At 35.3% G+C, this 15,484-nt stretch carries 12 protein-coding genes; 7 read left to right on the forward strand and 5 right to left on the reverse strand.

Going from position 1 to position 15,484, the window contains the following annotated elements; genetic code table 11:
- Window positions 1–642 (reverse strand): reverse transcriptase domain-containing protein (locus VB711_RS21830; RefSeq protein WP_323288407.1); only part of this gene is annotated, 642 nt, incomplete at its 3' end.
- A 147-nt stretch (window positions 643–789) separates the two neighbouring features.
- Here VB711_RS21830 and VB711_RS21835 point away from each other — a divergent pair.
- Entirely contained in the window at window positions 790–1,824 is a 1,035-nt protein-coding gene (locus VB711_RS21835; protein WP_323288408.1) for a M48 family metalloprotease, read from the forward strand.
- Window positions 1,825–2,044: 220 nt separating this feature from the next.
- On the opposite strand, the gene VB711_RS21840 is transcribed toward VB711_RS21835, so the two are convergent.
- Together VB711_RS21840 and VB711_RS21845 are read right to left on the reverse strand one after the other, a co-directional pair.
- A complete protein-coding gene (locus tag VB711_RS21840) occupies window positions 2,045–3,517 on the reverse strand; it encodes a TIGR03985 family CRISPR-associated protein (protein WP_323288409.1) in 1,473 nt (490 codons plus the stop codon).
- 521 nt (window positions 3,518–4,038) lie between these two features.
- Complete coding sequence (locus VB711_RS21845) at window positions 4,039–6,162, reverse strand: WYL domain-containing protein (RefSeq protein ID WP_323288410.1); 2,124 nt, start codon at window positions 6,160–6,162, stop codon at window positions 4,039–4,041.
- A gap of 555 nt (window positions 6,163–6,717) precedes the next feature.
- Here VB711_RS21845 and VB711_RS21850 point away from each other — a divergent pair.
- From VB711_RS21850 to VB711_RS21875, 6 genes are read left to right on the forward strand one after another with little or no spacing between them, the layout of a single operon-like run.
- Window positions 6,718–8,505 (forward strand): Cas10/Cmr2 second palm domain-containing protein, encoded by a 1,788-nt coding sequence (locus VB711_RS21850; protein ID WP_323288412.1) that lies wholly within the window; start codon window positions 6,718–6,720, stop codon window positions 8,503–8,505.
- On the forward strand, window positions 8,466–9,509 hold the full coding sequence (locus VB711_RS21855) for a CRISPR-associated protein (protein ID WP_323288413.1): 1,044 nt from the start codon (window positions 8,466–8,468) through the stop codon (window positions 9,507–9,509). Before VB711_RS21850 ends, VB711_RS21855 begins: the two co-directional genes overlap by 40 nt.
- An 11-nt stretch (window positions 9,510–9,520) precedes the next feature.
- Complete coding sequence (locus VB711_RS21860; RefSeq protein WP_323288414.1) at window positions 9,521–10,405, forward strand: RAMP superfamily CRISPR-associated protein; 885 nt, start codon at window positions 9,521–9,523, stop codon at window positions 10,403–10,405.
- Window positions 10,402–10,833, forward strand: a complete 432-nt coding sequence (locus VB711_RS21865) for a hypothetical protein (protein WP_323288416.1) — start codon at window positions 10,402–10,404, stop codon at window positions 10,831–10,833. The genes VB711_RS21860 and VB711_RS21865 overlap by 4 nt, the downstream gene beginning before the upstream one ends.
- Window positions 10,834–10,859: 26 nt before the next feature.
- Entirely contained in the window at window positions 10,860–12,851 is a 1,992-nt protein-coding gene (locus tag VB711_RS21870) for an RAMP superfamily CRISPR-associated protein (RefSeq protein ID WP_323288417.1), read from the forward strand.
- Window positions 12,852–12,865: 14 nt separating this feature from the next.
- The gene (locus VB711_RS21875) at window positions 12,866–14,599 is read left to right on the forward strand and encodes a hypothetical protein (protein WP_323288418.1); all 1,734 of its coding nucleotides are present in this window, start codon (window positions 12,866–12,868) and stop codon (window positions 14,597–14,599) included.
- Between the two features lie 79 nt (window positions 14,600–14,678).
- On the opposite strand, the gene VB711_RS21880 is transcribed toward VB711_RS21875, so the two are convergent.
- Both VB711_RS21880 and VB711_RS21885 read right to left on the reverse strand, forming a co-directional pair.
- The gene (locus VB711_RS21880) at window positions 14,679–14,951 is read right to left on the reverse strand and encodes a hypothetical protein (RefSeq protein WP_323288419.1); all 273 of its coding nucleotides are present in this window, start codon (window positions 14,949–14,951) and stop codon (window positions 14,679–14,681) included.
- Between the two features lie 4 nt (window positions 14,952–14,955).
- Window positions 14,956–15,231, reverse strand: a complete 276-nt coding sequence (locus VB711_RS21885; protein WP_323288420.1) for a UPF0175 family protein — start codon at window positions 15,229–15,231, stop codon at window positions 14,956–14,958.
- Between the last annotated feature and the right edge of the window lie 253 nt (window positions 15,232–15,484).

Genomic DNA, 15,484 nt, shown 5'->3' on the forward strand with positions numbered 1-15,484 from the left:
AGAGGTGATCATTTCATCAAACTCGTGCAGATAAATATTGGCTAAAATTGGTGAAATGACTGCGCCTTGAGGAATACCTTTTTGAGATAAAATTAAACCCGCATCGGTTTGTACACCCACAGATACCCAGGATTTAATCAAACATAAAATACCAGGATGGTCGAGATGTAGTCTAATTTGTTGCAGTAAGCGGGAATGTTCGATATTATCAAAAAATTTAACAATATCAGCATCGAATACCCAAACATAACCTTCATCGCGCAAATCGGCGATTTTTTCCACTGCATTCAAATAGGATAAATTGGGACGATAGGCAAAACTCGCACTGGAAAATTTGGACTCCAGGACGGGATAAAATACATTTAACAGTGCTTGTTGGACGATGCGATCGCGTACTGTTGGTATTTTTAATTCTCGTAAATTACCATTACGTTTGGGTATGACAACTTGTTTGCAAGGTAGAGGTTCATAGCTACCATTGGCAACTGTATTGCGTAATTCATAGATATTCAATGCTTGATTTCGAGCAAAATCATCAATTGTTTCTCTATCAATACCCGCACAGCCGCGTTTCTCTGCAACTTTTTCCCAAGCGCGTTGAAAATTGTGCAAAGCCAGAAATTCACTGATTATTCTTTCCATAAAACCAATTGGATTTGGAATTTTTGATTGAGAAAATCCAGATTTTAGTTTAGTTTCTGCTTGGAAACGCGGGTTTCCAAATGGATGATAAGTTACAGCATCGAGAATTACCTGGCTGTAATTTATATATCTGAAAGGAGTCAAGGGATGAGATTTAAAAATGCTGGCGGTAATTTAGCCGTAATTGCGATTATGTCGCTATTTTGTTTGGCAGTTTTGATTTATGGTTTGTGTGCGAGTTATTACGGTTTACTGTTATTTCAAAAGGGGGCATTAAATTTTGTTCTGGGGTTGTTTTTCTTGATTTGTATTGGATTACCTAGTCTTTATTGGGTTGTCACTACAAGTTACCGATACTTTTCCGCAGTTCCTACTTACATCAATCAAAGAAAGATTCGGGTGATTAATCCCTTTTTATTAGATGAAAAAGGGCTGTATTCGGATACAGAAAGATGGTTATGTAGCACAGTTAGAGATATTGCGATCGCTGAAAATATCCCCAAAACTCCTGTAGTGGGAATTGAATTGTGTGATGATAATCCCAATGCTTATGCAGTTGGTGCTACTCGTTCCTATTCAATGGTAGTTGCAACTACAGGTTTAATTCAAAATTTAAATCGGGAAGAAATAGCTGCGGTTATGGCTCATGAAATTGGTCATATTGCTAACTTAGATACAATGGCAAAAACCTTACTTTCTGCAACTTGGGGTGGAGTAATGATGACTCTTTTTACACCCATGCTGTTGGTTGTTTGGTATCTAGGTAGATTTGCAGCTTTATTAATGTTAATTGCGGGTTTAATCTACGGTTTGTTGGGAAATTGGCAACACGCAACGGGCTTTTTTATTGGTGTTTTAATTTGGCTGGTATTAATGTTATTACCATCAATAACCCAACTTTTAGTAACATTACTGACCTTTTGGCACAGTCGTTGGCGAGAATATCATGCCGATGCTGTGGCTGCAAGACTCACCAGTGTTGACGCAATGGTATCAGCGCTCGCAACCTTGGATAAACTTCCCTTCCAACCACCAAAAAAGAACCGTCAAGAGATGTCAACTTTATGGATACGAGTGGAAATGAAAGAAGAAACCGGGGTTTTTCATTGGTTAAAATATACCCATCCACCAATTCATAAACGAATTGAAGCCTTAAGACGAGGATTTTATATTAAAACCTAGAAGGCTGTTGCAAAATTAAATTTAGAGTGCGTTGTGCTACCTTACAGCGCACCGATTTATCATCAATAATACAGGTAGGTTAGAAGATATTTTAAAAGTGATGGTTGATCTTTAAAAACTTTAAATTCTTCTAAATACTCCTTTTTAAAGAGGACATTAAGCAAGTTATTCACCCCTTTTGAACCTTAAATTGATACTTAACGATTTACTCGATATAAAATTAACAATCATAAAATGTATATGCTTCACGAATGTTCTTGGCAATGTGTTTTCGTAATTCCATCGGTAATAACACCTCAACATTAGCACCCCAAGCAAGTAACCGCATGATTATATTATTATCATTAGCCCGATAGATGACACTATAATAAGCATCATCAGGATATTTTTTTATAATACTATTTAATAATTTTTCTTCCTGGGGATTACTTGTATAGTGATGAATTATTTGTGCTAGTTTAGCAGGTGATTTTATATAAGTAAAGGTGTTATGACGAAAGGTATTTTGAATGTAGCGTTGGTGATAATCATAGTTAAATCTCAGCAACATTAAGCGCGGAGGCTTATTTATTTCAAATCCCCAAGCAGTGCTGATTTCCTTTTCTATATCATCTGGTTCTGGTAGTTGATTATTGAGATATTTATCTAATAGTTGTGGGGGAATAATTTGGTTTGACCAATCCACCAATGTGAATGATTTAATCCGTTCCAAACGATAAATGTACCAATTTACATCACCTTGAGGATTTAACCCATAACCGCAAAGATATTTTGCCCTTTGTAGGTAATAAATACACACCGGATAAACCAGACATTTTTGATCACCATAATGAGCGCTACCATAGTTTAAAAATATTGGTTTAATTTCCCGACTTTGCCAATTTTCTTGTAATTGCTCTTGTAAATTATCAGTAATAAGCTGGTTATCTTCAGATAAAATATAATCTACGTGCAGAAATATCCGCCGAGTTCCGTAAACTTCCTCAGAAATTTTATCGGCAATGGGTGCTAATTTGGGGTCGAGAAAACTCAACATATCCAAAGCTTGGGCTAAATCTGCCATTTCAGTAGGATTCAATTCGGGAAAAACTCCACTCGAATCTATTGGCTTTTTAGCAACTTTGGTACACAACCAATCGGGTAATTTATCTACTCGATAGATAATATTTTGTTTTTGAAATAGGGATGTTTCGCATTTTAGACATCCTTTGGTGATCAAAGCATTGATATCCGCCTGTAGACTTTTTCTCACCTTAGCAAATAGCCGATGGCGAATTACTTTAGTAACTGTTTGTGGCGATATATAAATATATTTTTGTAAGTCTTCTAGCCACTCATCAATATTAATATTATAAAATCGTAACCAATCGACAGTGGTTTTGTAACAGGGACAAAGGAGATGATGGGGTTTAAATATTTCGTCGTTTTTCTCTAACAAACGGCCAAGGGGATGTCCCGATTTAAATGATGCTTGCAGAGGCAACAGATCTTGATTAAAAAAGTATTCGGTCCATTGATTGAAGGTTATACCACTATAGCGATCGCACTGGCAATTTTTGCTTGATTCTCCATAAAACCAATTGATTAAAACCCAGCGTCGCATTGCTGTAATTAAATTTTGGCTTTGGTTGAGGGAACCATCCACTAATCGCTGGAGGATGAAAAAGCGTGGAAATAATTCGGGTAGATGCATTGCGAATTCACTCTTTTGTCCGTGCAATCGTCCAAGTTGGGTTTATTCTTATGGCTCTAAGGTACTTGTTATGCTAAATTACTAGTCGGTAAGAGGGATACAAATTAGGGTTTCTAGGATTTTTTTGCCTCGATTTTGCATATTAGGTACTAAAGAACCATTCTTATTTATCTTTATTATTGTTGGGGAAGAGTAAAAATCGTCTGTTTGTGATGCGATTGACGAATTTTATTAAAAAGTCTCCACGCTGTTGCTTGAGACAATAAGTGTTTCCATTAGTCCCCACATGGTTAGTGGAGACAGACGGAGTGTGGAAGGTCTACAGCCCCGTGTCGTCAAGTTTCAGGTTTTTTAGGTTTTCTTAGCGTACAAACCTCCCGTTTCGGCACAGTCTAGCCATTTATTGCTTGGATTCAATCATCTCATTAGCGCAATGAATGGATTTAGACCCTTTTATTTTTCGGGATAATTTAGTTCATTTACTACTTGCTTAATTCAGAAAGTGACAGAAGAGGGGTATTTTAACTTTCATAATTAGCGACAATTCCTTGACCTATTTCCTTTATCCTTTCTACTAACTTCTGTGGTGTTACTACCTTCACATCTCCACCAAACCCAACAATCCATCTCCACAAATCAAAATCATCTAATGTCCATTGAGGAAATATTGCTTGAAAACGATGGGGGAAATAGCGATCGCTTGTTTTGTCCAAACAAAATAGTGACTTGGGTAAATTACTCGTTGTCTTCTGAATCGGTGGAGACATTTTCATCTGTGCGAACCGTTTTGTCCCCTCGGTAATAAAGGGATAAATCTGATCGCTAAACCATAGTTCCACCTTCACACATACTTGCATTCTTTCTTGTGGATCTGTACTGAGAAACAGTTTTTGGTCAGTGCTGCTCTTTCCTAAGTGCATTCCCACACCAGATTTAAATAATTTCTGTAAATTTTTTAGTGCCTTTTCCTGTGATTCTCCATTGCGTTGTTGGCTTTGAAGTCTACCTAAACACAGTCTATCCAGACGTTCAAAATGCAATAAACCAGAAGTTTCACCACTTACACATTCATAACCCAAATACCAAGCAACATTCGAGAAAACCATTTGCAATGGATAGGCTAAGAAAAAGTCTTTTTCGTCTCCTTTGTATCTACCCACACCTGCAAAGCGCTGTAACTCTAACAGCCTTCCTTCAACAATTGCTGTTTCCAACTGAGTGAGATTATTACTTAATGCGCTACTATGGAGATGTTTAGAGTCTATAATGGAACTATTAGCGATCGCCCTGACTGGATATATATTTTCAGTATTTTCAATCGTATGTGTTTGTAACAACCGTTGCTTAAATGTTTCATAGATTACTAAAGCTTGGGGGTCATTTAAACTATTGGCTTGGGATTGAATAATATCAAAAACTTTGATTAATTCAGGTTTAGAAAGAATGCCAGTACCAGCAAAATAACCGTGACGCATGGGAAACTCCGGTAGTATTTTATAAGGTTTTAAAACTTTTTCAATATCTTTACGAATTCTATCTTTTTCTGTACGATAGTTCTCAATTACTCCAGTTTGTGCAAGAGAGCGAATTAAAGTATTCAAGCTACCTACACCCATATCAACTAAAAAAGGGTAATGAAGAATAAAGCGGATTGTTCCGATTAAACGCCCAAACACCTCTTTGTCTGAATAAGAATGTTTTGCATTTAAAGATATCAATTTATCAGGTTCAAACTTTATAATATCTTCACTACAAACCTTTGAATTACGATTGATAATTTCCTCGGCTTCTAGCCATTTTAAATCAGCAACTATAGCATCTTCTTCAGCATATATTTTACCTCGTAGTTTAGACATAATAGAAGTAATTTCTTGCCAGGAATTAGCAAAATCTGGAACATAGCCGAAAATGTTTTCTAGGACTTGAGGCTGAGTTAAATGAAACTCACCAATCCCAGGATAGTTAATAATTAAAAATATCAAATACATCAAACGTTCAAAATCCAGCAGATGACTATAACGATGAAGCGTGATGTTTACATGACGATTTTGAGTGTTAACAATTTGACGGGGAATACCTGCAATTAATTTAGCAATTTGGTGTTGGGAAAATTCGGATGAATGGACATCAATTTTGTTGAGTGCGGCGAATCCTTCACCATTAATTGGTGGAAAATCTTGCAGCAGGTTATACATATTTTTAATAATACCTGGAGGAACTTGGCGTTGGCGTTGTTGATTCCACTGAATGCAAATTTCCAAAGGAGTTTTTAAGTACCAGGCAATCCAGTGAAATTGGAGTAAATCACATTGTGCAAGTTGGGTTTTGACTTTGAGTAAAAAGTCCATGCGAAAGGAACGTTTACAATTTGTAGCATCATAAATGACACTTTTATTTAACTTAAAAGCAGTACAAATACGGTTGATAACAGTGGCTTCAATTGTGTGCCATTCCCCTTGAATTGTCGCATCACCATATAGTTCTTGACGGATTTCATCAGTGGAGATAATTTCATAATTTCCCATGCTGGATAGGAGTTTTGCAAAGGTAGATTTACCACTTCCTGGTATCCCAATCAGAAAATGAGCGTAGGCTTTGGAGTCGGTTTTTGCCGTCTGTTGAGTTTTGCGTCGGGACGTTGGCATATAAGGTATAATTTTATAGTTACTCTACTTGAATGCGCGATCGCGTAGCTCATCGTAGTTATCGCATTAAATATTCAAGATGTCTGTTTCATTTTAGTCAGGTATAAATGATAATTTTACATTACTCGTGCGAATGACCAATCAAATATTATCTGAAAGTAAATTTGGTGTCAAAGTCTAATTCTTAACCGTTTTTAAAATAATTGCCATATTTTTCGTCATTCGCATGAAAACAGTTTGGAATTTAGGTCATCTCTGCAACACTTGGTAATATGAGCATTAGGTTAAAAAATAACAAGAAAGGGAATAACCAGTTCTTTTTACTTTGTTACTTTTTCTTTATGTATTGTTACATAGATCATAAAGAAAATCAGTTATTTTGAGTAGCATTTAAGTTGTTCATTATACGATTTTCTAGTTCCAGACATTAGACATTTCCACAAAAGAATTTAGAGACGTTCCATGGAAAGTTTCTACAAGGGTTCTAGGATACGCATATTTAATTTTTGGAGATGTCTATTGTTATAAAAGTTGTTTACGTGTTGAAGTAAGAGTATGACTGATGAAACAAAAGACATATACACTGCTATTACCTTTGCACCAGTGCAAGGATTTATCGAAAAATCACGGAAGTTGAGGGACTTATATGGTGCATCATTAATTTTGTCCTACCTCAGTCAACAGATAGTGATAGCAGGACATAAACCTCCAGAAACTACAGTAATTTCCCCTGCAAATATTTCTGTACAAAAAGGAATGCCAAACCGCATCCTTATCAAAGGTCATTTTCCTGAAGATACTGCACGCCAGGAATTATTAACAGCTTGGGAAGATATTCTTTTTGTTTGTCGTAACTGGATTGAGACAAAATTACCCAATTATAAATATGAATGGAAACGTGAGTGGGGACATTGGGGAAACCATACTTGGGAAATCTTTTGGGGTCAGGGTAATTCTATTGCAAATGCAATGGAGGATTTGGAAACTCGCAAGCTTTCTCGTAATTGGACTGCAATTAACTGGATTGGTGAAAGTTCAAGTTTAACAGGTACAGATGGAATTGCATTTCCAGGATTAGGTGGAGAAAATCGTAACCCTAAAAATTTAACTTATCGCTGTGAACAAGGTGATATCACAACGTTTTATCAAGATTTAGCATATATAACTGAAAATCAAGACAATTCTCAAGAAGAAGAACCAGAAACAGAAGAATTAGAAGAAGAATTACAAGGAGAAGAAAAAAATATTTCCAAAAAATCTGAACCTGAAGGCAAATTCATTGCGCTGAACGAACAATTGAGTATTCCTGAATTAGTTAAACGTCTGGTAACTTGTGAGGATGTCAGGAAAGATATAGGAATAGAAATTGGAGGCGATAATTTTTCTTTCGGGCAATTACCCCAAGGATTTAAAGAAATTCGCCGCAAACCGACTGAAAATCAACCTGGACAGTGGACTGGTTGGTTTATGGGAGATGGAGACGAAGTTGGTAAAAAGTTGAAAAAACTAGCCAATAGTGAAAAAGCAAAAGAGAATCTTCGAGAATTGACTATAGAATTACGTAATTGGGGTAAGGATTTTTATAGACACCTACCAAAGCAAAAATTAGGCAGAGTAATTTACGCCGGTGGAGATGATTTTTTAGGAGTAATTTATAGTAAAAATGTCAGAAAACCAATTCCTGGATTGACTGCATTGGAATGGTTGATGACATTAAATAATAAATGGCACGAACATAAACAAGATATAAATGTCAGCGTTGGTTTTGTCTGGGTTGCAGGGAGTGTTCCCCAACGAGATGTATTGCAACATTGTCGTCAAGCACAGGATACAGCGAAAAGTTTAAAACGCGATCGCGTAACAATTAGAATCGTATTTAATAGTGGACAGTATGTAGAATGGACTTGTCCGTGGAAATATTTGCATATTTTGAAAGAGTATACAGACAGAAAAGGTAACACCTATCCAGAATGGGAAAGCAGAGGGCGGGATAGTAAACACGAACCCAATTGGACACACATCTATAGCGATTTAGCCCAACTCAAAGCCCGTCACGCTTTTGGACTCGCAGAAAACCGTCGTCGCCAAGAAATTGATAGTAATAACACCGCAAAACAAAGCAAAATTCTTGACTATCGGCAAGATTTTTTAGAATTTTTTGATATTTATTTTCCTGGCTATAAAGACATCCTTAAAAGTCATGAAAAATTACTTGTAGGTGCAAGTGATGATGCAAATTCCGCTCAAACAGCTTTATTAATGATTAATTGGATAGAAAATTTAATTACAATTGGTTGGCATTTATGTTCAAATACAAACACATCATCATCATTAGACCATTAGGTTTTTTATATGGTAGTGCAGGTGCATTTCTTTCACCCGAAAACTTAGTTGGTCGTTCCGGAGAAAAATTTCCCCCTAGTGCAGCAGTTCTTTCTGGTTTATTTTTTAGCACCAAATCAACAGATAAAAATCACAAAGAATTTACTGATAATTTACATACTGCCGGACCATTTTGGGCTAAATCTGGATATGAACAGAATTTTTATGTACCAATTCCTTGGCATAGAATCATTGCTGGAGAGAAAGAGAAATATAGAGACGAATGGGGATTAGATAAAAATGGCAATTGGCAGCGACAAAGACAATATCAAGAAGATGAAGATAAATTAGAACCAGCTTTTACATGGCAAACTATTACTTCTTGGAATAAAAATAAACTAGATTGTGCTACTCATCCTTGGGATTATGTATCTTCCCTTCATCCTCACATGAAAGATGACCAAAGGCACTCCAAAGAAAAAGATGGTTTGTTTCTAGAAAGTGCAGTACAAATGCCAGAAGATACTTGTTTAATTTATTTATCAAGCCATAAACTAAACAATGGTTGGTATCGCTTTGGAGGAGAAAATCATATTGTGGAAATTGAATGTCAAGATATTAAAAATCCAGAAGTCCTAAAACTTTTTGGTCAAAAAATACAACAAGCTTTCGCTTTAATTTCTCCTGCTGTTTGGGGTTCAACCCGCTTTTCTTATCGCTTTCCCCAACATCCTGATTTAGCATCATATTTCCCAGAAGACAACACTAAATTATTAACTGATAAAGCCATCCCTTATCGGTCAAATTCAAGTGGAAGATTGGGAAGAGGACGTTATGCAGTTCCCGCTGGAAGTGTATATGTATTACCAAAACCACTTGATAAAACTTGGAGTGAATTTCCTGAAGACTGGTTTCCTAATCAGGGATATAGCTTAAACAAAATCGGTTCTGGTTTGTGTTTACCAGTAGAAATTAAAGGTTTACAAAATTCAAATTCTCAACAAACACAATTAGTAAATCAATAGGAGAGAAAATAATGTATCAGAAAGCTTGTGGAATTATTGAAACCTTAGCACCAGTTCATGTCGGAGCAACAGCAGGGGAAGAAAACGGCAATTTAAACCTCATATTCCGTGACCAATTTACCCAAACTGGCATTATTAATGGTAGTTCAATTCGCGGTCGCTTGCGAGCCGATATGCGTCAATATTGCAGTTTTTTAAAAAAGAAAGGTGAAACAATTCCTCCCGAACAAGATGAACATTTTTGGTATGGCAAAAAAGCCGCACCAGGAGAAGCAGATAGTACCACTGAAGCTGTAATTAAATTAGAACACGCTTCTATTGTTTGGCTACCTGTTTTTTGTCCGGGACAACCAATTGTCTGGGTGACTTGCCCTAGTTTACTCAAAAGGTATAATCGTATAGCGGGTTTGAATAGAAAAGCTAACGAAATTCCCAAAGAATATACAGCTTCTAAAAAATTATGGGATAGCGCACTAGAATCGAAAGATAATAAACACAAAGGTAAAAAATTTCTCTTTTTTAATCTTGGTTTTTTAGAAATTAAAAGAGAAGCGAATTTATCAGATTGGTTTCCTTTAGGTGAAGATTTACCAGCAGTTGTAGTAGATGATAATGATATTGCGATGATTCACGATATGGCTTTATATCGTCAGAGTCGAGTTGCTTTAGAAGACAATAAAAAAATGGCGAAAAAAGGTCAATTTTTTAATACCGAAGCCTTACCCGAAGGTACAATTTTAGCCTTCCCAATTGCCATTAAACTCCACGATAAAGATTGGGAATGGAAACCGATTCAGGGTAAATTAAGTGGTGAGATATATTTGGGTGGACTTGAATCTATTGGTTTAGGTCATTGTCATTTAACAATTAAGCATATTACTGAGACAAAATCATGACTTGGAACTCCTACGAATTAGACCAAAAAGCACAGCATCTAGTCCTTAAATATCGAGACAAAGAGGTTTTAAAAGAATCTCATAAAATGCGTGTCACAGCAGCTTATGGATTAGAAAGATTTTGGGGAGAGCATTTACGCTTAATGAGTAAAAAAGAAAATCGTGAAGATTACAACAAAGGGGAGTTTTGGTTAGCAACTTGGCAAGAATTAGTAGACATTATGAAACAAGCCGGAATCACTGTTCCTAATGAAAAAATAAGGCATGATGGCAAAAATTTTAACACAGAAGATATCAAAAAAATGACGGCTCTACTTTGGGATAAAGATCAATTTCTCATCGAACATCAAAGAGTAACTTTAGCCGTTTTAACTCAGTTTTGTGACAGTTTAGTTTGGTGGACACAGCGATTTAATAAAGTTAAATAAAAATAATCAAAAAAGGAAAAATAACCATGAATGCTGAAGATATACCCATGATGTTCCGCGCTCAAATTGATGGACGTTGCCAAATTCACAGAGTTATTAATAAAAAAGAAAGTGCAGAAAAACGACAAGATGCAGAGATATGGGTTGATGAATGGAAGAATATTTTTCCTAAAGATTTACTTCCGAAAGAAGTATCTTACAGCAATCAAGCTGCATCTAATCAACCAGTAAATAAAGCTTTGGCACGTTCAAAACCAAGTGTAAAACCCGCGAAAAATATAAACTTTAAATTTCCAGAATTTGGTTCTCATGTAGAAACATGGAAATACACAATCAAATGGAGATTAGTTTCCAATAGTGGACAAGATGAAGGTTTTATCCGTCCAATTATTGGTGCTAAAGGTTTTCCCTATTTCTCTGGTGCAAGCATGAAAGGTGCTTTTATTCGTGCTTGCAAACAACTTTATGGGAAAGAACAGGGGAGAATAGAAGCAGAAAACTATTGTGGTAAAAAATTAGAGAATGGTAGTAGTGAACCTGGAATTTTGCGGTTTCATGGTGCTTATCCAGTTGATTTGGATTGGACAACAAAATTAGTAGATATTGTTCATAGTCAGGAAAGTAGACAAGTAATTAAGGATGATAGAGATAAATCAACTAATGCAAATTCGATGATATCTCTATATCATACTACATTAAAATTCGGGTTTTCTAGTAGCGAAGAATTAGATAACCCCGCATGGGATAAAATTAAAAAAATCTGGGAAATAGCATTAGCTAATGGACTTGGTTCTAGAGTCAGTGCTGGTTACGGATATTTTCAAGAAACTGATTATAATCAGCAAAAACCTTCCCATCTACTATTACAAATTAAGCTGAAAGGACAGGGTGGTGTATCAACATTAGTTAATAAAACACCAGAATTTCGTCCGAATATGTTCAAAGCTGCATTACGAGGACATACTTTACGTTTATTAGCAGGAATGACTGACGAAGTTACAGCCAAGGAAATTACTAAAAAATTATGGGGTGGATTTGCTGACAAAAATAATCAAAATTCAAAAGATGTCAATGTGGGATTATTGGGAATAGGTTTTGATTTTAATTTAGAAAATTTTAGCTTTCCATCTCATCCCAAACACTATGAACTTTCGCAAGGAATTTTAAATATTTTTTGTATGCATCCTGATATAAATGATGCAGAAAGACTCAAGTTAATAGATACAGCCAAAGCTATCATTAAATTTGCCATACTATTTGGTGGAATTGGTAAATCTTGGCGCAGAGTATGTCATAAGGAGTTTTATACAACCTATTTTGAAAGGCATCCAGAAAAGGTTATTGGTTGTCACTGGCAATTTATTGATGAGTCAGAATATTATCCTATCAATAATTTAGAAAATGACCAAAACAACACAAAAAATCCCAATGATATTGCTAAATATATCCAACAAATTCGTGATGTAATTCGGAGTTGGATACCGCAAGATAAGCAAATCAAACGTGATGTTAATTTATTAACCAATAAACCAACACAGAAATCTACAAATACAACTGTCACAACTAATATACCCAATAACAAACAAACATCAAAACCCAATCAAGCTCCTGTTCTCAAATCTCCACCAAAACGTCCCGAAACTGTCCAGAATCAACCTCAAAATCAATCAAATAAAAATGATGATATCACACAGTGGCGGGAAGCTTGGTATGCACCGAAAGTACAAGTGTGGGCGCGTTTTGCAGAAAATAGTAAAAGTCTAGCAATTCACTGGTTTCATGATGCTTATAAGGGGAATAATAGAATTAGAAATCCTTATATTTTAGCAGGAAGCATGGGAAATACAGGACGCATTTGGCATCGTATGTATCCGCGTTTTGTAACTAATGAACAGGGGAAAGTTGTCTCTGGGAAAGGTTATGTAGAGTTGCTGACTATTTTTCCTGATGAATGTTCAGAAACTAAAAAGTTTTTGGATTTTCTTAAAGATGAGAGTGAATTTAAACAAGTTTGGTAATCAGGAGATTTAATATGTCAATTTGGATTATTACAACAGGCAATAGTGACGTGCAGTTAAAGACCGATGATAATTGGGAAGATTTTTATGGAGACGTTAGATATGATGATGATAAAGATATCATAAAATGGGATAAGTTTGCTTGTCTTCAAGAAGATAAAGCTACGGAACTTTATCCTGTTACTGCGAGGATATTAGGGATAGTGTATGAAAATCATTTACAGGATAATTATGATGATTTGGCTTTTCCATTGTTAGATACTTTCACTCAATATTTTTTGGATGAACCCAATAAAAAACCATCCATTATTATTGTTTTGTTGACCGACCAAAGAAATATATTTGTTGATAAAAATGGTAATTTGAATGAGAAAGTAGAAAATGAATTCTCTCCTTTTTGGCAGGATACTTGTACTTTAGAACCTATGTTTAAAAAGTATTTTCAGCAAAGAGAGATCTTCTCATCAATTAAACTAGAATTTCACACTTTAAGACCAGCTAAGAAATTCCACACTTCAGAAACATCTAAGGAAGGACTAGATAACTGGGAAAATACTTTAGATGTAGCGAAAGAAGAATTCAAGAAGATTCAAGAAAAATTAGCAGAATATACTGAATATGACCCCAATGAAACTGTATATGTTAGCCATCAAGCGGGAACTCCGGCAATATCTTCAGCAGTGCAGTTTGTCAGTTTAAGTAATTTTAAGAATGTCAGATTTTTATCAAGTAATATATTTTTTAACAATGATAATGAGCCAGCATCAGAGCCTCAAATAGTTGATATTTCTAATTACTGGATGGGAATTCAAATTGAAAAAGCGAAACAATTAGTTCGTAAAGGTTTACCTGGTGCGGCTTTGTCTATGTTGGAGGAAATTGGTTATGTAGATACTAAAAACCTGATCCCACGTTTAAAAAATATGGTGAGCGTATTTAATATTTGTGAAAGTTTGATTAAAAAAGATGAAAATGAATTTTATGTGAAGCCAGCTATACAGCGCGTTGTTGATTCACTATCTTTAATAGAACTTTTCTTTAAAGAAAAAAATTATATTCAGGGAATCACATTATTAGCTGCTGCCCATGAAACATTTTTAAAGGCAGCTATAATCAATGAATTATATAGTCGCTATGAAACTTTTGATTTACCAACTCACGGAAAATTAAGAGTGGAGGACATGATTGTTTGGAATCAGGAAGGATTAGGTTTTAAAAGAAGAGAAGAAGACACTGAGATATATCACAAAGATAATCATTTAAAAAACTTAATAGGTGTACATAGAAGCACAAATATTAAAGAAGAAAAAATAAGAATTTTAGGAAAATTATCCTTTCCTGTCAAAAATAATGAGATATTTAAAAAGCTCATAAAAGGCGATTTTGGTAATTTTTCTGTAGTGGGAAGCAATCAAGCTATGGTTGCATGGATACGTGAATTGTGTAAACAATCACCAAAAAAGAATTTTCAATCTTGGAGATTGCTTACATGGATAGGCCAATATACGAGAGAACGTGAAGCAGACCGCCGCAATCAATTAATGCACAATCTACGTGGAGTTACGGAAGAAGATGTTATCCGATATCTTTTAGGTGATCAGTCTGATTCAAGCAAGCGAGATGTCTTAACCATTTACCAGCAGGAAGTTAAAGAAAAATTTCTGAATGAGATTAAGAATTTAGGTCTACCTTACAATGAGAGGAACTTGTATGATGAACTAGAAGCGATCGCTAACGACATCACTTAAGGCTAGACTGTGGTCGACAGTGATATGCTGAGTGATAAGCTTGCTGGTGAACATGATCTACAAGGCATTGGTGCAGGCTTTATTCCTGATTTTCTGCTAAAAGAATAGCTGCCGTTTCTCCTGGATCTAAAACTTCCAAATCTGGACTCCCAGTAATATCAATATTTTTAATAATTAACCAATCAGGAGGATCATTAATCCAATTCTGAACTAAATTTGGTGATTTTTCATGGGACAATTCTTCTTGAACTATCTGCGGAATTAGCACTTGATGATAAAGTTGAGCAAGTATGTCAATTTCATCAATTAACACTAGATAACAAATTGGAGAAGTATCAGATATAACTAACATTATTCTACAAAATGCCTGATTCTTGTAATTGTTGATGTGTTTGGCGATCTTGCTCTAAATCCATTTCCTTATAAGCTAGATCAATGCCTTGAGATTCTAAAAAGGTGTCTACTTCTAAACGGGTTTTCATACCTAATAATTCTCTTAATTTACCTACACTAATTAAACTTTGACGATAAGCCTCAACTGCTATCATTTCCATGATTCTACTATCTAAATTACCCCATTTTTCTGTTAGATAATGGGCTATAGCATCGGGTAAAACAATAGAAATTTGCATATTTTTTCCTTGTCAAAATCAGGTGGTTATTGAACGTGGTCGAGATAATGTTCAGGATTAAAGGATGAACAGGATAAAAACAGAGCTTTTCTAGTTACAGATATTTAGGTTTATTTATAACTAGCAATTTGGGTTCTTATCAATTACCTACTACCATATTTTAGCCTATTTTTCCTAGACTAAACATAAACACGCTTAAAACATTAACTAATAACGTAAGTTGCTATTTAGATGAAATAAGGTGCGTCAGCAA

Origin of the sequence: Cronbergia sp. UHCC 0137 (genome assembly GCF_034932285.1) — a bacterium.
Lineage (GTDB): Bacteria > Cyanobacteriota > Cyanobacteriia > Cyanobacteriales > Nostocaceae > Cronbergia.